The sequence below is a fragment of the Kitasatospora sp. NPDC057198 genome, assembly GCF_042670125.1.
Lineage (GTDB): Bacteria > Actinomycetota > Actinomycetes > Streptomycetales > Streptomycetaceae > Kitasatospora.
Genome location: NZ_JBHUWH010000137.1, coordinates 1 through 16,953, shown reverse-complemented (window position 1 = coordinate 16,953; position 16,953 = coordinate 1). Strand labels below are relative to the sequence as shown.

The 16,953-nt window shown below is 75.3% G+C and carries 20 protein-coding genes and 2 pseudogenes; 8 read left to right on the top strand and 14 right to left on the bottom strand.

Features of this window, described 5'->3' with window-relative positions:
- Positions 1 to 210: 210 nt before the first annotated feature.
- The 5 genes from ACFUEL_RS17650 to ACFUEL_RS17630 all read right to left on the bottom strand — a co-directional run bounded on the left by ACFUEL_RS17650 (position 211) and on the right by ACFUEL_RS17630 (position 4,784).
- Positions 211 to 1,011 (bottom strand): family 1 encapsulin nanocompartment shell protein, encoded by an 801-nt coding sequence (locus ACFUEL_RS17650; RefSeq protein WP_380237198.1) that lies wholly within the window; start codon positions 1,009 to 1,011, stop codon positions 211 to 213.
- The gene (locus ACFUEL_RS17645) at positions 1,008 to 2,078 is read right to left on the bottom strand and encodes a Dyp-type peroxidase (protein WP_380237197.1); all 1,071 of its coding nucleotides are present in this window, start codon (positions 2,076 to 2,078) and stop codon (positions 1,008 to 1,010) included. The genes ACFUEL_RS17650 and ACFUEL_RS17645 overlap by 4 nt, the downstream gene beginning before the upstream one ends.
- A gap of 115 nt (positions 2,079 to 2,193) precedes the next feature.
- A complete protein-coding gene (locus tag ACFUEL_RS17640; protein WP_380237196.1) occupies positions 2,194 to 2,652 on the bottom strand; it encodes a MarR family winged helix-turn-helix transcriptional regulator in 459 nt (152 codons plus the stop codon).
- A gap of 59 nt (positions 2,653 to 2,711) precedes the next feature.
- Entirely contained in the window at positions 2,712 to 3,725 is a 1,014-nt protein-coding gene (locus ACFUEL_RS17635; RefSeq protein ID WP_380237195.1) for a MerR family transcriptional regulator, read from the bottom strand.
- A gap of 156 nt (positions 3,726 to 3,881) precedes the next feature.
- Positions 3,882 to 4,784, bottom strand: coding sequence for a LysR family transcriptional regulator (locus ACFUEL_RS17630; protein WP_380237194.1), 903 nt, complete (start codon positions 4,782 to 4,784; stop codon positions 3,882 to 3,884).
- A gap of 95 nt (positions 4,785 to 4,879) precedes the next feature.
- Here ACFUEL_RS17630 and ACFUEL_RS17625 point away from each other — a divergent pair, with 95 nt between their 5' ends.
- Positions 4,880 to 5,710 (top strand): oxidoreductase, encoded by an 831-nt coding sequence (locus ACFUEL_RS17625; RefSeq protein ID WP_380237192.1) that lies wholly within the window; start codon positions 4,880 to 4,882, stop codon positions 5,708 to 5,710.
- Between the two features lie 34 nt (positions 5,711 to 5,744).
- On the opposite strand, the gene ACFUEL_RS17620 is transcribed toward ACFUEL_RS17625, so the two are convergent.
- On the bottom strand, positions 5,745 to 6,527 hold the full coding sequence (locus ACFUEL_RS17620; RefSeq protein WP_380237191.1) for a hypothetical protein: 783 nt from the start codon (positions 6,525 to 6,527) through the stop codon (positions 5,745 to 5,747).
- A gap of 71 nt (positions 6,528 to 6,598) precedes the next feature.
- Here ACFUEL_RS17620 and ACFUEL_RS17615 point away from each other — a divergent pair, with 71 nt between their 5' ends.
- The gene (locus tag ACFUEL_RS17615; RefSeq protein WP_380237189.1) at positions 6,599 to 8,695 is read left to right on the top strand and encodes an MMPL family transporter; all 2,097 of its coding nucleotides are present in this window, start codon (positions 6,599 to 6,601) and stop codon (positions 8,693 to 8,695) included.
- A gap of 23 nt (positions 8,696 to 8,718) precedes the next feature.
- Here ACFUEL_RS17615 and ACFUEL_RS17610 read toward each other — a convergent pair whose 3' ends face one another.
- From ACFUEL_RS17610 to ACFUEL_RS17600, 3 genes are read right to left on the bottom strand one after another with little or no spacing between them, the layout of a single operon-like run.
- Positions 8,719 to 8,832 carry a sigma factor-like helix-turn-helix DNA-binding protein gene (locus ACFUEL_RS17610; protein WP_380237188.1) on the bottom strand — a complete coding sequence of 38 codons (114 nt, stop codon included), beginning with the start codon at positions 8,830 to 8,832 and terminating at the stop codon, positions 8,719 to 8,721.
- 23 nt (positions 8,833 to 8,855) lie between these two features.
- Complete coding sequence (locus ACFUEL_RS17605) at positions 8,856 to 9,401, bottom strand: sigma-70 family RNA polymerase sigma factor (RefSeq protein ID WP_380237186.1); 546 nt, start codon at positions 9,399 to 9,401, stop codon at positions 8,856 to 8,858.
- A 58-nt stretch (positions 9,402 to 9,459) separates the two neighbouring features.
- A complete protein-coding gene (locus ACFUEL_RS17600; protein WP_380237185.1) occupies positions 9,460 to 9,969 on the bottom strand; it encodes a hypothetical protein in 510 nt (169 codons plus the stop codon).
- A gap of 61 nt (positions 9,970 to 10,030) precedes the next feature.
- Here ACFUEL_RS17600 and ACFUEL_RS17595 point away from each other — a divergent pair.
- From ACFUEL_RS17595 to ACFUEL_RS17585, 3 genes and pseudogenes are all read left to right on the top strand, one after another.
- Positions 10,031 to 10,479: pseudogene (locus ACFUEL_RS17595) on the top strand (DUF6879 family protein).
- A gap of 37 nt (positions 10,480 to 10,516) precedes the next feature.
- Positions 10,517 to 11,032: a Scr1 family TA system antitoxin-like transcriptional regulator gene (locus ACFUEL_RS17590; RefSeq protein WP_380237184.1), complete on the top strand. Its 516-nt coding sequence runs from the start codon at positions 10,517 to 10,519 to the stop codon at positions 11,030 to 11,032.
- Positions 11,033 to 11,505: 473 nt separating this feature from the next.
- The gene (locus ACFUEL_RS17585) at positions 11,506 to 12,405 is read left to right on the top strand and encodes a UTP--glucose-1-phosphate uridylyltransferase (RefSeq protein ID WP_380237183.1); all 900 of its coding nucleotides are present in this window, start codon (positions 11,506 to 11,508) and stop codon (positions 12,403 to 12,405) included.
- Positions 12,406 to 12,447: 42 nt separating this feature from the next.
- Here the strand turns inward: ACFUEL_RS17585 and ACFUEL_RS17580 are convergent, their stop codons facing one another.
- Positions 12,448 to 12,951: a hypothetical protein gene (locus ACFUEL_RS17580; RefSeq protein WP_380237181.1), complete on the bottom strand. Its 504-nt coding sequence runs from the start codon at positions 12,949 to 12,951 to the stop codon at positions 12,448 to 12,450.
- An 89-nt stretch (positions 12,952 to 13,040) separates the two neighbouring features.
- Positions 13,041 to 13,394: pseudogene (locus ACFUEL_RS17575) on the bottom strand (winged helix-turn-helix transcriptional regulator); the annotation flags it as partial.
- Between the two features lie 99 nt (positions 13,395 to 13,493).
- On the opposite strand from ACFUEL_RS17575, the gene ACFUEL_RS17570 reads away from it, so the two are divergent.
- Positions 13,494 to 14,705 (top strand): pyridoxal phosphate-dependent aminotransferase, encoded by a 1,212-nt coding sequence (locus ACFUEL_RS17570; protein WP_380237180.1) that lies wholly within the window; start codon positions 13,494 to 13,496, stop codon positions 14,703 to 14,705.
- A gap of 46 nt (positions 14,706 to 14,751) precedes the next feature.
- Here the strand turns inward: ACFUEL_RS17570 and ACFUEL_RS17565 are convergent, their stop codons facing one another.
- Positions 14,752 to 14,961: a hypothetical protein gene (locus ACFUEL_RS17565; RefSeq protein WP_380237179.1), complete on the bottom strand. Its 210-nt coding sequence runs from the start codon at positions 14,959 to 14,961 to the stop codon at positions 14,752 to 14,754.
- Between the two features lie 98 nt (positions 14,962 to 15,059).
- Positions 15,060 to 15,806 carry a DUF6215 domain-containing protein gene (locus ACFUEL_RS17560; RefSeq protein ID WP_380237177.1) on the bottom strand — a complete coding sequence of 249 codons (747 nt, stop codon included), beginning with the start codon at positions 15,804 to 15,806 and terminating at the stop codon, positions 15,060 to 15,062.
- A 113-nt stretch (positions 15,807 to 15,919) separates the two neighbouring features.
- Between ACFUEL_RS17560 and ACFUEL_RS17555 the strand changes: the two genes are divergently transcribed.
- A complete protein-coding gene (locus tag ACFUEL_RS17555; RefSeq protein ID WP_380237176.1) occupies positions 15,920 to 16,048 on the top strand; it encodes a hypothetical protein in 129 nt (42 codons plus the stop codon).
- An 85-nt stretch (positions 16,049 to 16,133) separates the two neighbouring features.
- On the top strand, positions 16,134 to 16,613 hold the full coding sequence (locus tag ACFUEL_RS17550; protein ID WP_380237175.1) for a hypothetical protein: 480 nt from the start codon (positions 16,134 to 16,136) through the stop codon (positions 16,611 to 16,613).
- A 6-nt stretch (positions 16,614 to 16,619) separates the two neighbouring features.
- Here ACFUEL_RS17550 and ACFUEL_RS17545 read toward each other — a convergent pair whose 3' ends face one another.
- Complete coding sequence (locus tag ACFUEL_RS17545; RefSeq protein ID WP_380237173.1) at positions 16,620 to 16,952, bottom strand: YnfA family protein; 333 nt, start codon at positions 16,950 to 16,952, stop codon at positions 16,620 to 16,622.
- Position 16,953 lies beyond the last annotated feature (1 nt).

The following is a 16,953-nucleotide window of genomic DNA, read 5'->3' as shown; positions in this document are numbered from 1 at the left end:
GGCAGGGACACGCGGAACACAGGACGGCCACCCCTCCGGCAGGCACGGACAGGACGGGACCGGGGAGATCGAGCGAGGACGACGACGCCTCCGGCGGGAGCAGGCGGAGTACGGGACGGCGCCCCGCCCCGGCAGAGTTCGCTGCCGCGAAGGCCGAGCGCCGGCACCGGAGAAACCCGCCCGGCCCGTGCGGGCGTCGGCGGGGCGGGGTCAGGTGGTGGTGAGGGTGACGGCGGCCTCGGGGGTGTGGAGCTGGAAGGTGAGGGACTCCTGGAGGTAGAGGTGGACGGTGGTGTCGTCGTGGGAGAGGTAGCCGATGGAGAGGTCCTCGCCGAGGTGGAGTTCGAAGTCGCCGCCGCGGGCGGACAGGAGGACGGCGCCCTCGACGGCGGGGGCCCAGATGATCTCGCCGTCGAGGAGCCGGGCGAGGTGGTTGTGGACGGGGTAGCCGTGGTCGGAGGTCTCGTTGACGGCGGTGAAGGTGTCGGCGCCGAGCAGGAGGGAGTAGGGGCCGCCGACGCCGGCCAGGCGCAGCGCGGTGAGGGCGCGGCTGACGGCGTTGGGGTACTCGCGGACGTCGGCGGGGAGGGCGACGGGGTGGTTGGAGGAGCCGTCGCGGATGCCGGTGATGCCGGCGGCCGGGTAGCCGTCGAAGACGGCGCGGTCCTCGGCGAGGGCGATGGTGCGGGCGGCGTCCTTGACCGGGTCCCAGTCGGAGTCCTTGGAGCCGCGTTCGACGTCGTCGACGGCGGCCCGGGTGACGGTGAAGGGGACGCGCAGCTCGACCACCTGGAGGGCCTCCCGGGCGCGGGCCCGGATGCCGTTGGCGGGGGCTGCGATGTCGGCGAGGTGCCCGGTGCCGACGGCGGCGAGCTCGGGGCCGTCGGGGCCGGCCAGGTCGACCACCCGGCGGCCGGCGACGTGCAGGCGGAAGGTCCGCCGGGCCTCCTCCTCGATCTCGGCCCAGGCGGCGGCGGAGACGGGCGCCAGGTCGCGGTGCAGGTTGTTCACGGTGCGGTGCTCCTTTTCAGGCTGCCGATGTGGAGGCTGCCGTCCCGGACGGGGAGGGCGGGCGCGGCTCCGGCGGACGGGATTCCGGCGGGCGCGGCTCCGGCGGACGCGGTTCCGGCGGCCGGGGCGGGCTCGCCGGGGGCGGGGGGCGGGTCGTCGAGGAAGTCCGCGCTGGGCACGTGGAAGAAGGTGCCGGTGACGGGGGTGGAGAAGTCCAGCAGCCGGTCGTGGGCGGCGGGGCCGCGGCCGAGGAACATGTTGCGGAGCATCTCCTCGGTGACCCACGGGTCGCGGGCGTAGCCGATGAAGTAGGTGCCGCACTCGCCGCCCTCCGCGAAGGAGCCGAACGGCATGTTCAGCCGCCAGATGTCGCGGTCCTCGCCGTCGGGGCCGGTGACGGTGTTCAGCGCGACGTGCGAGTCGGCGGGCTTGGCGGCGTCGTCGAGTTCGACGTTGTCGAGCTTGGTGCGGCCGATGACGCGTTCCTGCTGCTCGGTGCCGATCGCGTGCCAACCGGCCATGTCGTGCAGGTACTTCTGCACGATCACGTAGCTGCCGCCGGCGAAGTCCGGGTCCTCGTCGCCGATCAGGACGGCGTCCGCGGCGTCCGCCCCGGTGGGGTTCTCGGTGCCGTCGACGAAGCCGATCAGGTCGCGGCAGTCGAAGTACCGGAAGCCGTGGGTCTCGTCCAGCACGGTGACCCGGTCGCCGAGCCGCCGGCTGATCAGGGTGGCCAACTCGAAGCACAGGTCCATGCGTTCGGCCCGGATGTGCAGCAGCAGGTCGCCGGGGGTGGCGGGGGCGAGGTGCCGGGGGCCGGCGAGTTCGACGAAGGGGTGCAGTCGGGCGGGGCGGGGGCCGGCGAACAGGCGGTCCCAGGCGTCGGAGCCGATGCCGAGCACCAGGCTGACCTCCTGCCGGGGCGCCCGGCTGCCGACGGTGCGGGCCAGCCCGCCGAGGTCGGGCAGCAGGTCGCGGACGGTCTGCTCGCCGCCGTCCTCGATCGCGAGCACCAGGAACACGGCGGCCCCGGTCAGCGTGGCGAGGACCGGTTGGGGCTGCGGCATGGCGGGGGCTCCCAGGGGACTGCCGGACGTTCGGACGCCCGCCGACCATACCCGGCAAAAAGGACGCGACCGTGTGATGGCACCCGAATCGGGCGTGTCCGGCGGGTCGGTGGGTTCAGCGGCGGTCGGCCCGCCTGGCCTGCCGCAGTTCGGCGAGTTCCTCGGTCATCCGGGTGAGGAAGCGGACCACGGCGGCGACCTGCTCCGGCGCGAACTCGGCCCGCACCCGGTCGGTGCACTCGGCGACGGGGGCGAACCACTCCGCGGCGATCCGGGCCGCGTCCGGGTGGTAGTGCACGTGGACCTGCCGCCGGTCGGCCTCGTCCCGGGTGCGGTGGACGTGCCCGGCGCGCTCCAGGCGGTCCAGGACGGCGGTCACCGCGCCGGAGGTCAGGCCGAGTTCGGCCCGCAGCCCGCCGGGCGTGATCCCGGGCGGATCGGGTGCCCGCAGCACCGCCAGCAGCGCCTGGACGTCGGTGGCGTGCAGGCCCGAGGCGTCCGCGAAGTCGTGCCCGAGCAGGTTCATCTCGGACGCCAGCCCCTGCAGCAGCCGTCCGAACTCCCGCTGCGCCACCGCCCGCTCCTCCGCCACCACACCCGTCCGCCTGCCTGCCCGGACACCCGCCGGACCGGTCACGACCCTAACGCCCCGCCCGCGTCCGCCGCTGCGGCCAGCAGGGCGAGCGCGCCCGGCAGGTCGCGCGGGGCGAGGGTCCCGGGCGGGCGGGCGGCGCGCTGCCAGCCGGGGCCCGCGACCAGCAGGGCGGGACGCAGCCGGGCCCCGCGCGGGCCCCAGGCGCTGGCGGCGACGGCCCGTACCGGGGCCGGATCGGCCGTGGCACGGGTCTGCGACCAGAGCAGGACGGCGGCCGGACCGGTGCGCCGGACGGCGGCCGCGAGCGCCTCGACGGGCAGCGCGGCACCGAAGATCCGGAACGGCAGGCCGCGTTCGGCGAGCGCGGCGGCCACCGCCTCCAACGGCAGGGTGTGCTGCTCCCCGGGCACCGCGGCCAGCAGCACGGGCGGGCCGGCCGCACCCGCCGGCGGCTCGGCGGCCCGGCGCAGCGCGCTGGAGACGTGCCAGGACAGCAGGTGTTCGACCTCCACGTAGCGCTCACCGCCCCCGGCGGCCCAGCGGCGGCCGGCGGCGCGCAGCGCGGGCGCCATCACGTCCGTCCAGGCGGCGACCGCACCCAGCCGTTCGACATCGGCCTGCAGCAGCCGGGCCACCTCGGGGGCGTCCAGCCGCCGGGCGGCTCGGGCCAGACCGCGCACCTCCGGCCGCACCTGCGGTTGCCCCTGCGCGGCCGGGGCCCCGACGGCGGCCGGTTGGACGACGGCTGGTTCGACGGCCGGATCTGCGGGTGGTTCGGCGGCCGGCTCGGTGGCCGGTTCGGCGGCCCGTCCGGCCAGTGCGGGGGCGAGCCGGGCGGCCTCGGCGGGCGGCGTGCCGCGCGCGGTGAGCCGGCACATCGCCTCCAGCACCGCGACGTCCCGGGCCGTCCAGCGCCGGTGCCGCCCCTCCTCGCGGTCGGCCGGGCCGATCCCGTACCGGCGCTCCCAGGAACGGACGGTGGTCGGCGACACCCCGAGCCGCCGGGCCACCTCCCCGGTACTGGCCGTCGCTCCGGACAACGCTTCTGGCACCACGTCAGCCTAGGGCCTGCCCCGGCCCGCCGCCGCCATCTCGCGAACCCGAACGGAGAACGCCGGGCCGGGGGCGCCGGACCGGGGGCGGCGGTGCTCGGCGGACCGGGGGCGGCGGGCCGGCGCCGGCGGTGCTCGGCGGGGCGGGGGCTGGGGCTACCCGCCCACCGTCGCCCGGCAGGCGGCCGCGTAGGCGTGGACGAGCGGGCGGTGGGCGTCGTCGCGGCGCCAGGCGAGGGCGTAGCGGGAGGGGCCGACGCCGGTGACGGGGCGGGTGGTGACGCCGTCGTGGGTGATCAGGGGGGCGTTGCCGGCGGCGACCAGGCAGACGCCGAGGCCGGCGATCAGGGCCTCGTAGGTCTCCTCGACGCCGGCGACCTCGGCGCCGATCCGGGGCGGGCGGCCGTCGCGGGCGTCCAGGGCGAGCCAGTGGTCGCGCAGCGGGCCCGCGTCGGGGGGCAGGGCGAGGAAGGGTTCGTCGAGCAGGTCGGCGAAGTCGAGCGCGGGGCGGGCGGCGAGCGGGTGGGCGGCGGGGAGGGCGAGCAGGCGGGGTTCCTCGGCGACGATCGTCCAGTCGTAGCGGTGCGGGTCGGGCAGCGGGAGCCAGACGAAGGCGACGTCGGTGCTGCCGTCGGCCAGGCCGGCCGTCGGGTCGTCCCAACTGACCTGGCGCAGGCGGGTGGTGGCTTGCGGGTGGGTGGTGCCGAGGCGGGAGCGGACGGCGGGGAGGAGGCCGCCGCGGGCGGGGCTGGTGCTCATGCCGACGGTGAGGGTGCTGCGCTGTTCGGCCTTGGCGGCGGCCAGCGCGTCGGCGCCGCGCGCCCAGCCGTCGAGGAGTTCGCGGGCGTGCGGCAGCAGGGCGTGTCCGGCGGTGGTGAGGGCGACCCGGTGCTGGTCGCGGCGGAACAGTGCGGTGCCGAGCCGCTGTTCGAGGGCGCGGACCTGTTTGCTGAGCGCGGGCTGCGAGACGTGCAGCCGTTCGGCGGCGCGGGTGAAGTGCAACTCCTCGGCCACGGCGAGGAAGTAGCGCAGGTCTCGGGTGTGGACGTCCAGGGCCATGCCGATTGGTTATCACCACGGGTCTTGGACCGGCAACGGGGTTCCGCGGCAGGCTGGTGGTCGTCGGAAGTCGAGCGGCTGGAAAGGGAGTTGCCGTGAACAAGGTGTGGCTGGTGACCGGTGCGGGCAGCGGTTTCGGGCGGGCGGTCGCGCGGGCCGCGGTGGCCGCCGGCGACGTGGTGGTCGGGGCGGTGCGGCGGCCGGAGTCGCTGGCCGACCTGGTGGCCGCGCACCCCGACCAGGTGGAGGCGCTGGGCCTGGACGTCACGGACACGGCCGCGGTCGGGGCGGCGGTGGAGGACGTGGTGGCCCGGCACGGGCGGATCGACGTGCTGGTGAACAACGCGGGCCGCACCCACGTCGGCGCCGTCGAGGAGACCACGGACGAGGAGCTGCGCGCCCTGTTCGACGTGCACGTGTTCGGACCGGCGGCGCTGGTGCGGGCGGTGCTGCCGCACATGCGGGAGCGGCGTTCGGGCGCGGTGGTGCAGATGAGCAGCGTGGGCGGCCAGTTGTCCTTCGCGGGCTTCGGCGCCTACAGCGGAACGAAGTTCGCCCTGGAGGGGATGTCCGAGGCACTGGCGGACGAGGTGCGCGAGTACGGCGTCAAGGTGCTGATCGTGGAGCCCGGCGCGTTCCGGACCTCGCTGTTCGAGGGCGACCGGGCCGGGGCGAGCACCGACGGCGGGCAGTACGCGGCGGTGGCCGCGACCCGGGCGATGGTGTCGGGCGGGCACGGCACCCAGCCCGGCGACCCGGACAGGGCGGCGGCGGCGATCCTGGCCGCGCTGGCGGCGGAGCGGACCCCGCTGCGGCTGGTGCTGGGCGGGGACGCGGTGGACGGCGTGCTGGCCCACCTGGAGCAGGTCCGGGAGGACGTGCTCGGCTGGGAGAAGGAGGCCAGGGCCACCGCCTTCGACGCCTGAACCGGGCGGGTCGTGCCGTCAGCGCCCGGTTCCCTCACTCATGGTCCCGGCTCGGGGCCGCCGCTCCCGGAACCAGGTCGACGTCCTCGAGGGCGCCGAGGACGAGGACGGTGGCCGGGGTGCCGTCGGCGGCGCGGCCGAGCCAGGCGGTGATGCCGGAGCTGGGGAAGGCAAGCAGGTCCGCGGCGCGGGCGGGGCTGCTGGTGCGCTGGAAGGCGTGGTCGTGGAGGTAGTCGATGCCCCGGCCGTCGTTGGGGCGCCGGGCGATCGCGTCGAGGGTGAACTGCCGGAAGGGTTCGACGAGTTCGGGCCAGGCGGCGGCGTCGGCGAAGGCGCAGCACTGGTGCTCGTCGTAGAAGTACCGGCGGCCGTGGTCGTCCGTGCCGAGGTGGCCGCCCGGATCGGCGCTGCCCACGGGCAGGAAGGCGGCGGCCTCCCAGCGGGCCACCGGGGCGCCGGTCAGGCGGAGGCGGACGGCGGCGACCTGGCGGCGGTCCTGGATCTCGTCCATGAACAGCACCGGCGCCTCGTACCAGGCGACTTCGACCGGGTGGGGGCCGGGCGGGACGCGTTCGGCGAGCTCGAAGGCGACGGGGGGCGGCACGTCGTAGTCGTCGTCCGGCGGCCAGGGGCAGGCGACGGCCAGTCGGCCGCTCGGGACCCGGACGGTGGCGATCTCCTCCACGGCGGTCACCCGGGCCGGGTAGGCGGGGTCATGCCCGTAGGCGTGCGCGGCGCCGAGCAGCACGCCGGGGGTGAAGAGCGCCTCCAGGAGCCACTGTTCGTGCGCGTCGGGGGTGTGGTGCGTGCCGTCCATGCGGCGAACCGTAGCCGACGGGGCGGACACGCTCCCCCAGATCTCTCAATGATTGAGATATTCTTCGGGGCATGCCGACGCACGCCCCTACCCCCGCCCCGGCGCCCGCGCCCCCTTCCCGGCGCCTGCGCTTCCTGCTCCCACTCGTGCTGCTGCTGGTCTGGCTCGCGCTCGGCGGCGCGCTCGGGCCGTTCGCCGGGAAACTGGGCGAGGTGTCGACCAACGACGGCGCGGCGTTCCTGCCGCGCAGCGCCGAGTCGACCCGGGTCGCCCAGCTGGAGAAGGACTTCCGCGCCGAGTCGACGCTGCCGGTCGTGCTGGTCTGGGAGGCCCGCTCCGGGCAGGTGGACGAGACGCTGCGGGCCGACGCCGGGAAGGCGCTGGCCGCGGCCGCGCAGGTGCCGGGCACCACCGGGCAGCCCTCGCCGCTGCTGCCCTCCGAGGACGGGAAGGCGCTGGAGGCGGTGGTGCAGCTGCGCGCCGACCTCGGGCCGGACACCAAGGAGGCGGTCGCGGCGATCCGCGGGTACGCCGAACAGGTGCCCGGCGCCACCGCCGGGGTCGCCGGGCCCGCCGCGGTGCTGGCCGACCTGTCGGGGGCGTTCGCGGGCATCGACGGCCTGCTGCTCGGCGTCGCGCTCGGCGTGGTGCTGCTGATCCTGCTGCTGGTCTACCGGGCGGTGCTGCTGCCGCTGCTGGTGATCCTCGGCGCGGTGTTCGCGCTCGGCGTGGCCTGCGCGATCGTCTACGCGCTCGCCCAGCACGGCGTGGTCCGGGTGGACGGGCAGGTGCAGGGGCTGCTGTCGATCCTGGTGATCGGCGCGGCCACCGACTACGGGCTGCTGTACTCCGCCCGCTTCCGCGAGGAACTCGCCACCGGGCAGGACAGGTTCGCCGCCGCCCGCACCGCGCTGCGCCGCTCGGTGGAGCCGATCGCCGCCTCCGGCCTGACCGTGGGCCTGGGCCTGCTCGTCCTGCTGCTCTCCGACCTGACCAACAACCGGGCGCTCGGCCCGGTCGGCGCCATCGGCATCGGCTGCGCCGTGCTGTCCGCGCTGACCTTCCTGCCCGCCGCGCTCGCGCTGTGCGGCCGGGCCGCGTTCTGGCCCGCCCGGCCCGCCACCGACGGCACCGGCGGCGGACACCGGGTCTGGCAGCGGATCGCCGAACTCGTCGGCCGCCGCCCGCGCCTGCTGTGGGTCGGCTCGACGGCCGTCCTGGTGGCCCTCGCGGCCTGCGCCCCGCTGCTGAACGCCGGCGGCGTGCCGCAGTCCGAACTGTTCACCACCGCCCAGCCCTCGGTCGCCGCGCAGCGCCTGCTCTCCGCGCACTTCCCCGGCGGCTCCGGCAACCCCGCGGTGATCGTCGCCCGCGCCGACCGCGCCGAGGCCGTGACGGCCGCCGCCGCCCCGGTGCCCGGCGTCGCCGCCGTCCGCCCGTACACCGGCGGCGCCCCCACCGACCCGCCGGTGGTCGCCGACGGACTCGTCCGCCTCGACGCGACGCTCGCCGACCCCGCCGACAGCGACGCCGCGCTCGCCACCGTCGCCCGGCTGCGCACCGCCGTGCACGCCGTGGACGGGGCCGACGCCCTGGTCGGCGGCTACTCGGCGCAGCAGGCCGACACCCGGGCCACCGCGAAGCACGACCGGGCGCTGATCATGCCGGTGGTGCTGCTGTGCATCCTGGTGGTGCTGGTCCTGCTGCTGCGCTCGGTGCTGGCGCCGCTGCTGCTGGCGGCCACCGTCGCGCTCTCCTACCTGGCCACGCTGGGCGTCTCGGCGCTGGTGTTCCCGCACGTGTTCGGCTTCTCGGCGACCGACCCGTCCGTGCCGCTGTACGGGTTCGTGTTCCTGGTCGCGCTGGGCGTGGACTACAACATCTTCCTGATGACCCGGGTCCGCGAGGAGACCGCGGCGCTGGGCACCCGGGCCGGCGTGCTGCGCGGCCTGACCGCGACCGGCGGCGTCATCACCTCCGCGGGCGTGGTGCTGGCCGCGACCTTCGCCGCGCTGGGCGTCATCCCGCTGGCCTTCCTCGCCCAGATCGCCTTCATCGTGGCCTTCGGCGTCCTGCTGGACACCCTGCTGGTGCGCTCGCTGCTCGTCCCGGCCCTGGTCCACGACCTCGGCGGCCGCACCTGGTGGCCGTCCCGCCAGCCGGACTGACCCCGCGGGGCGCGGCCGCCCGCTCACCCCAGCTCCACCCGCAGCCGCCGCAGGCCGTCCCGCACCCGGCTCTTCACCGTCCCCAGCGGCGCCCCCAGCATCGCGGCGATCCGGGTCTGGGTGCAGCCCGCCCGCACCGCACCCCCGCCCCATCATCCGCTCACCCCAGCTCCACCCGCAGCCGCCGCAGGCCGTCCCGCACCCGGCTCTTCACCGTCCCCAGGGGCGCCCCCAGCATCGCGGCGATCCGGGTCTGGGTGCAGCCGCCCCAGTAGGCGAGGGCGAGCGCCTCGCGCTGGGCGGGGGTGAGGGCGGCGAGGGCGGTGCGGACGGCGCGGTCCTCGATGCGGCGCTCGGCCTCGGCGGCGACGCTGTCGTACGCGGGGCGGTAGTCGCGCAGGGCGGCCGCGCGTTCGCGCTCGGCCCCGGCCCGGGCGGCGCGGACCCGGTCGACGGCGCGGTGGTGGGCGGCGGTCAGCGCCCAGGCGTGCACGCTGCCGCGCTCGGGGCGGTAGCGGTCGGCGGTGCGCCACAGCTCCAGGAACACCTCCTGGACGACCTCCTCGCTCTGCGCCCGGTCGCGCAGCACCCGCCGCACCACCGCCCCGACCGGGCCCAGCAGTTGGCGGTAGAACGCCTCGAAGGCGTCCCGCTCGCCGCGGGCCACCCGGGCCACCAGTTCGCCGCCGCACGCTTCCACCGTCACGCTGCCACGGTCGTCCCGCCGCCGGGGCGGACGCCACTCGCAGCGTTCGTGCAGCGCTTCAGCCAGCGGCCGTGGCGAACCAGACCGCCAGGACCAACCCGAGGGCGGGGCCACCGTACACGGCAAGGTGGTAGCGGCGGCCGCGGCCGGTGAACCGCAGCCAGCTGCGGCCGGGTTCGGCCCCGGGCGGGCCGGCGAGCGCGCCGTAGAGGGTGGACCAGACCAGCAGCATCACCAGGTAGAACGGCGCCGTCCAGGCGCTCGGCCCGTCGTCGGGGTCCTCCCGCAGGAGGTCCTCGGTGCCGGTCGCCAGCACCATGACGGGCAGGCAGGCCGCCAGGGCCACCAGGGTAGCGGGCCGCCGATGGCCCCGGCGCTCGCGCCACAGCGGCGCCACGAAGCTCATCGCGGGACACAGCAGCGGCCCGAGCAGATACGCGGGGAACGTCCCGTCGCCGATCAGTGCCGACAGCGCCCAGGCCGCCAGCGCGATGCCCGCCCCGATCGCCGCCCCGGCCGCCCCGGCCCGGAAGCCGTCCCGCGCCCCCGCCAGATCCGTCTCGTCCACGCCCGGAACCTACTCCTCCCGCCCTGCCCCCACCACCACCCGCTCCGCGCCCCACCTGGAGATGCGCGACGGGTGCATGCGGGACGACCCCGCGCTGCGCGCCTGGCGCAACGGGCATCGGCTCGACCCGACGGACCGGGCGTCGTGGTGGCGGCCCCGGCCGGCCACCGTCGCCGAGGCCGTCGGCCGCGGTGTGGAGATCCGCCGGGCCCGGATCGTGTCCGAGCCGGTCAGTGGGTGCATCCGGTACGAGTACGACGTGACGTTCCCCGACGTGGCGGCCGGGGGCAGGTGCGGTGGCTGCCGCGGCGCAACGCCGGCACCATCCCCCTGCCGGGCAGCGACTTCCGGTTGTTCGACGGCCGGTCGGTGCGCTGGGGGCACCTCTCCGGTGACGGGGACTCCCGCGGCGGCGAACTCACCGAGGACCCGGCGGCCGTCCGACTCTGCGCGGACGCCTTCGAGCAGGTGTGGGAGCGGGCTGTCCCGCACGACGAGTACACGATCTGACCGGCGAGAGCACGAGCACACCGGACCGACAGCCCTCATGCCGTACACCCCCTCCTCCAGCGTCGTCGCCGCCCGCAAGGCCCTCGCCGAGCGGCTGCGCGACCTCCACCGGGACGCCGGGATCACCGGTGACGAGCTGTCGGCCCGGTGCGGCTGGAACCCGGCCAAGACCTCCCGCCTCCAGGCGGGGAAGGCCGCGCCGTCGGATGCGGACATCCGGGCGTGGTGCCGGGCGTGGTGCCGGGCGTGCGGGGCCGACGGGCAGGCCCCGGAACTGATCGCCGCCTCCCGGGCGGTGGAGTCGATGTACGTCGAGTGGCGCCGCCTGGAGGCCGGCGGGCCGCGCCAGGCCCAGGGCTCCGTCCTCGACCTCTACCGCCGCACCCGCCGCTTCCGCGTCCACGCCTCCCGGACGGTCCCCGCCATGGTCCAGACCCGCGCCTGCACCGAGGCCGTACTGCGCGCCGTCCAACGCTCCCGCGGCACCGTCGACGACGTGGACGCCGCGGTGGAGGCCCGGATGGCCCGGTTCGGCGCCGAGGCCCGGCGCTGATCGCCTACGCCATCGACCGCCGCCGGCAGACGCGCAAGAACTCGCAAGGTCGTGGTCGCCGGGGAGCGGCGCCCCTCAGCGCCGAGGCAACGCCACTTCACGGAGAGGCACCAGATGCGACCAGCACATCACCCGCGCCGTCCACCCCGAGGACTACGCCACCCGCACCCCGCACACCGACGACCTCCGCCGGTACACCGCCGCCGGCGGTGACCCCACCTGCATCCGACTGCGTCTCGACCCCGGCGACGCCTACGTCGCACCCACCGAACTCCTTCCGCACGACGGCTCCACCGCCGGTCTCGACCAGCCCTCCACCGCGGCGTTCTGGCTCGGCACGTTTCCGACCGAAGCGCTCCCGACCTGAGGTGACGGAGCGTCAACTACCATCGGTGACAGTTCCGTTGCCTCCGGTGTGGGTGGTTCGCCGTGCCGTTGGGGGCGACCACCAAGATGTGCAGGAAGGGACTCCCATGCGTGCCACCATCCGCCGGGCCGTGATTCCCGCCGCCGGTCTCGGTTCCCGGCTGCTCCCGCTGACCAAGGCCACCCCGAAGGAGATGCTGCCCGTCGGCGACCGGCCGGTCATCGAGCACACCGTCCGGGAGCTGATCGACTCCGGGATCACCGACATCACCGTCGTCGTCTCGGGCGACAAGTCGCCGATCCAGGAGCACTTCCGGCCCAATCCGGCGCTGGTCGCCCAGTTGCGCGCCGACGGCAAGTCCGGTTACGCCGACGCGGTCGAGGAGGTCGGCGAGCTGTCCCGGCGCGGCCACCTCACCTACCTGTACCAGCACGGCCCGTACGGCAACGGCACTCCCGTGCTCAACGCGGCCCGGAACTTCGGCGACGAGCCGTTCCTGGTGCTGTGGCCCGACGACGTGTTCGTGGCCGAGGTGCCGCGCGCCCGGCAGCTGGTCGCGGCGTACGAGAAGACCAACGCGCCGGTGCTGGCGCTGATGCCGATGGCGCCGGAGGACTCCCGGCGCTACGGCGTGCCGGTGGTGAAGGAGGACCTCGGCGACGGCGCGCTGCGGATCACCGGCCTGGTCGAGAAGCCGAAGCCGGAGGACGCGCCGTCGCACTTCGCCGCGATCGGCGGCTACGTCCTGACGCCGGGCGTGGTGGACGAGTTGCGCGAGCAGTGCCGCCGCTTCCAGGAGGACCCGAGCGGGGAGCTGTACCTGACCGACGCGCTCAACGCGTACGCCGCCCGGCGCGCGGTGTACGGGCAGGTCATCGAGGGACGCTGGTACGACACCGGCAACCCCGGGGCGTACCTGATCGCCCAGTTCGCCCACGCCCTCGCCCACCCCGAGTACGGACCCGCCCTGCTGCGCCTGGCCCGGGAGCACTCCGACACTGCCTGACCGACTTCCGCCGACCCGGCCATCCGGCCACCGCCCCGGCCGCTACTGCACGCCGAGGACCGCGATGCCCGCTTCGCCGGCGTCGAAGGCGGCGATCAGTTCGGCGGGCGAGGCGGCCGGGCCGGGGTGGTCGATCAGCAGGACGGCCCGCGGCTCGCCGTCCGGCCCGCTGTCCGGCCCGCTGTCCGGCCCGGCGGAGTCGGTGGCCAGTGCGCGGCGCAGCAGCGGCACCCACTCGTCGTCGCCGGTGAAGTGCGCGAGCAGGGCGGGGTGTTCGGCGAAGTGGCGGGTGAGGACGGCGCGGCTGGTGAACAGGGTGACGGCGAGGCGGCCGGGGGTGCGGGTGCAGCGGGCGGAGAGGTCGGAGGGGAGGAGGTGGAAGACGCCCTCCTCCCCCTCGTGGCCGTAGCCGAGGAGGGCGCTGACGGCCTGTTCGCCGGGGTCGGCGGAGGTGGTGTCCACGGCGAGCAGCACCCCGGTCTCCTCGGGGCCGAAGGGCGGGACGGCGGTGATCCAGATGCCGGGGACGGGGTCGGTGGTGTCCATGGCGGACAGTCGAGCACGGCGGCCCGACAGCGGACGGCGGACCGACAGCGGACGGCGGCCCGTGCTCAGGTGGCGGGGGCGGCGGCGGTGTACCAGTGCTCGCGGACGGCGTCGGTGGGGCGGGGTTCGCCGAGGTCGGGGCCGCCCCAGTGGGCGAGGGCCTCGACGACGGGGCGCAGTTCCGCGCCGCGGGGGGTGAGTTCGTAGACGGTGGCGTTGGCGGGGCGCTCGAGGCGGCGGCGCTCGACCAGGCCCTCGCCCTCCAGTTGCTTGAGGCGGGTGGCGAGGATGTCGGTGGAGACTCCGGGCAGGTCGGCGTGCAGGTCGGTGTAGCGGCGCGGTCCGCCGAGGAGTTCGCGGACGATCAGGAGGCTCCAGCGCTCCCCCACCGCGTCCAGGGCGCGGGCGACGGCGCAGTACTGGTCGTAGCTTCGGCGTGGCATGCCGTCAGCATAGCCAATAGGTTGGACTTTCCAAGTCCTCACTTGGTAGAACGAAGCAAGCCGGCCGCAGGGGTTCGGTGACGGGTCGGGAGGCCGCTCATGGAGTTTCGCCAGTCCAGCAAGCTGAAGGACGTGTGCTACGAGATCCGCGGCCCGGTCGTCGACACCGCCAACGCGCTGGAGGAAGCCGGGCACAGCGTGCTGCGGCTGAACACCGGCAACCCGGCCCCGTTCGGCTTCGAGGCGCCCGAGGAGATCGTCCAGGACATCATCCGCAACCTCTCCAACGCGCACGGCTACTCCGACTCGCGCGGCATCCTCCCCGCCCGGCGCGCCGTCGTGCAGTACTACCAGCAGCGCGGCGTCCAGGGCGTCACGGTGGACGACGTGTACCTGGGCAACGGCGTGTCCGAGCTGATCCAGATGGCCGTGCAGGCGCTGATCGACGACGGCGACGAGGTGCTCGTCCCGATGCCCGACTACCCGCTGTGGACGGCCGTGGTGCGGTTCGCCGGCGGCAAGGCGGTGCACTACCTGTGCGACGAGGAGTCCGACTGGTACCCGAGCCTGGAGGACATCGCCGCCAAGATCACCCACCGCACCAAGGCGATCGTGGTGATCAACCCGAACAACCCGACCGGCGCGGTCTACCCGAAGGAACTGCTGGAGGGCATCCTCGACCTGGCCCGCCGCCACCACCTGCTGGTCTTCGCCGACGAGATCTACGACAAGATCCTCTACGACGGCGTCGAGCACCACTGCCTGGCCGCCCTCTCCGAGGACGTGGTCACCCTCACCTTCAACGGCCTGTCCAAGGCGTACCGGGTGGCCGGCTTCCGCAGCGGCTGGCTGGCGGTCTCCGGCCCCAAGGAGCACGCCAAGGACTACCTGGAGGGCCTGACCATGCTGGCCGCGATGCGGCTGTGCCCCAACGTGCCCGCCCAGTACGCCGTGCAGGCCGCGCTCGGCGGCCGGCAGTCCATCAACGACCTGGTGCTGCCCAGCGGCCGGCTCACCGAGCAGCGCGACGTCACCTGGCGGGCGCTGAACGAGATCCCCGGCGTCTCCTGCGTCAAACCGCGCGGCGCGCTGTACGCCTTCGCCAAGCTCGACCCGGCCGTGCACCGGATCGTCGACGACGAGCGCTTCGTGCTGGACCTGCTGCTCCGCGAGAAGATCCACATCGTCCAGGGCACCGGCTTCAACTGGCCCCGCCCCGACCACTTCCGCTTCGTCACCCTGCCGCGCGCCGACGAACTGGAGACCGCGATCAGCCGGATCGGCCGCTTCCTGGCCACCTACCGGCAGTAGCGGCGGCGGCAACGGCCCGGCGACGGTTCAGCGACCCGACGGCGGTTCAGCGACCGTCCGAGAACGGCTGGAACGGGGACGGCTGGAACAGGGACGGCGGTGGGGACGGGTGCGTCGCTTCCTGCCAGCCGTCCGCCGGACTCCGGTGGTGGACGCCCCACACCCCCACGGCCAGCAGGCCGCACAGACCCAGCACCGCCCACGCCAACTGGACCCTGTCCCACCTGATCTGTCGCGCCACTCGCTCTCCCGTCACGGTCTTCTCCTCGGAGCCGGTCGAACCCGGCAGGTACCCCCGCCCTCCGCACCCGCGCCCGCGCCCGGCGGCAGCGGGTCGGCGGCAGCGGGCCGGCGCTAGCCGGAGAAGGGCCGGAAGTCGGTCGGGGACGGGGACGGCCGGGGTGAGCGGGGCGGCTGTCCCGGCTCGGCCGGGAGCGGGGGCGTCTGCCAGCCGTCCAGTGCCAGCGTGGGCAGCATCTTCTCGGCCAGCCGGGGCAGCGTGTCGCTGTTCACCTCGCCGCCGTCGTTGCGCCAGGCGGCCAGTTCGATGCAGCCGCCGCTGCCGTCCGCGTTCCGGGCCACGACAAGGTGGTGCGTCCAGCCCTTGCGGGGCGCCGCGCCACCGGAGCCGGAGCCGGAGCCGGAGCCGAGGCTGACCCAGAGCGTCGCGTCGGTGTAGCTGATCGCGGGCCGCCCGCTCACCGGCCCGGCCTCCACGGCGCTCACCCGGGGGTCGTCGACCTCCAGGTCGTACGGGAGGGCGGGGTACTCGATCGCCGAGACCGTCACCATGCCGACCTGCACCCGGGCCGCCGCGCTGATCTGCGGCGAGTAGGTGCCGACCCCGGCGGAGACGGTGCGCTCGCCCGGAACCTCCATCAGCTCCGCCAGGTCGGGACGGTTCAGCGCGGCGCACATCGCCGGGTAGCCGGCCGGCCAGTCCGGCTGGGTCGGACCGCACACGGCGGGCCCGTCGTCCCCGGCCCGCCGCCCGCCCGAATCCTGCCCCGAGTGCCAGATCAGCCCGCCCGTCAGGACGACCAACCCCACCGCACCGCGTATCGCGATGTTCCGACCGACCCCGGCCAGGTACTCCCCCATGATCCTCCTTCGCCTGAAGCCCGCAGAATGTAGCACTTCCGTTCGAGTCCGCACCGAGGTTTTCCACCAGGGCAGTTGGCCGGGCCGGCGCCCCCTCGTCCGCAATGCGCGGCATGCGAACCTCCGGCGTCCGCACCTTCGCCCACCACCACCTCGACGGCCGCCTCCCCGCCGTACCGGGCCGGCGCGTCCGGGCCCTCGTCGAAGGGGTGCTGCGCGGCGTTCCGGTTGCCGATCGATAACGAAGCCATCACCCGAACTCCACCGATCACACACATTCGGAAAGATGACGGCCCGTCCGGAACCGCTCCCCCGAGATGAGCCGTCTTGTCCCTCTCCCTCCGCCTGCGCCGGGCCTCCGCCGCGGGCGCGCTGCTCGCCGCCGCCCTGTTCGCCACCGCCTGCGAGCCGACCGACCAGGTCGCTCCCGCGCCCGCCGCCACGCACAGCAGCAGCGCGCCCGCACCCAGCCCGTCCCCGACCCCCACGCCCAGCCCGACGGCCAGCCCGACTCCGACCCCCGAAGCGTCCCCCACCCCGACGCCTACGCCCACGCCCACGCCGACTGCCAAGGCCGCGACCGCGCCCACCGCCGCCGCCCGCACCACCAGCAAGCCGCCCGCGCCGCAGCCGACGCCGACCCGCACCCAGCAGGCCGCCGCATGCCACCCGCTGTCCAACGCGGGCAACTGCTACCGGGCGGGCCAGTTCTGCCGCACCTCCGACCACGGCGTCTCCGGCACCGACGCCTCCGGCCGGGTCATCGTCTGCGTGGACAAGAACGGCTGGCGGTGGATCGCGTCCTGAGGCCCGCTACCGGCGCGGCCCGTACATGATCACGCCGACGCCGGCCAGGCAGACCAGCGCCCCGGCGACGTCCCACCGGGTGGGCCGGAAGCCGTCCAGCAGCACGCCCCACAGCAGCGAACCGGCCACGAACACCCCGCCGTACGCGGCCAGCACCCGGCCGAAGTCCGCGTCCGGCTGGAGGGCCGCGGCGAAGCCGTACAGGCCCAGGGCCAGCACCCCGAGCCCGGCCAGCCACCACGGGCGGGACTCGCGGACGGACTGCCAGACCAGCCAGCAGCCGCCGATCTCCAGGACGGCGGCCAGCGCGAACAGCAGGATCGAACGGGCGGTGCTCACC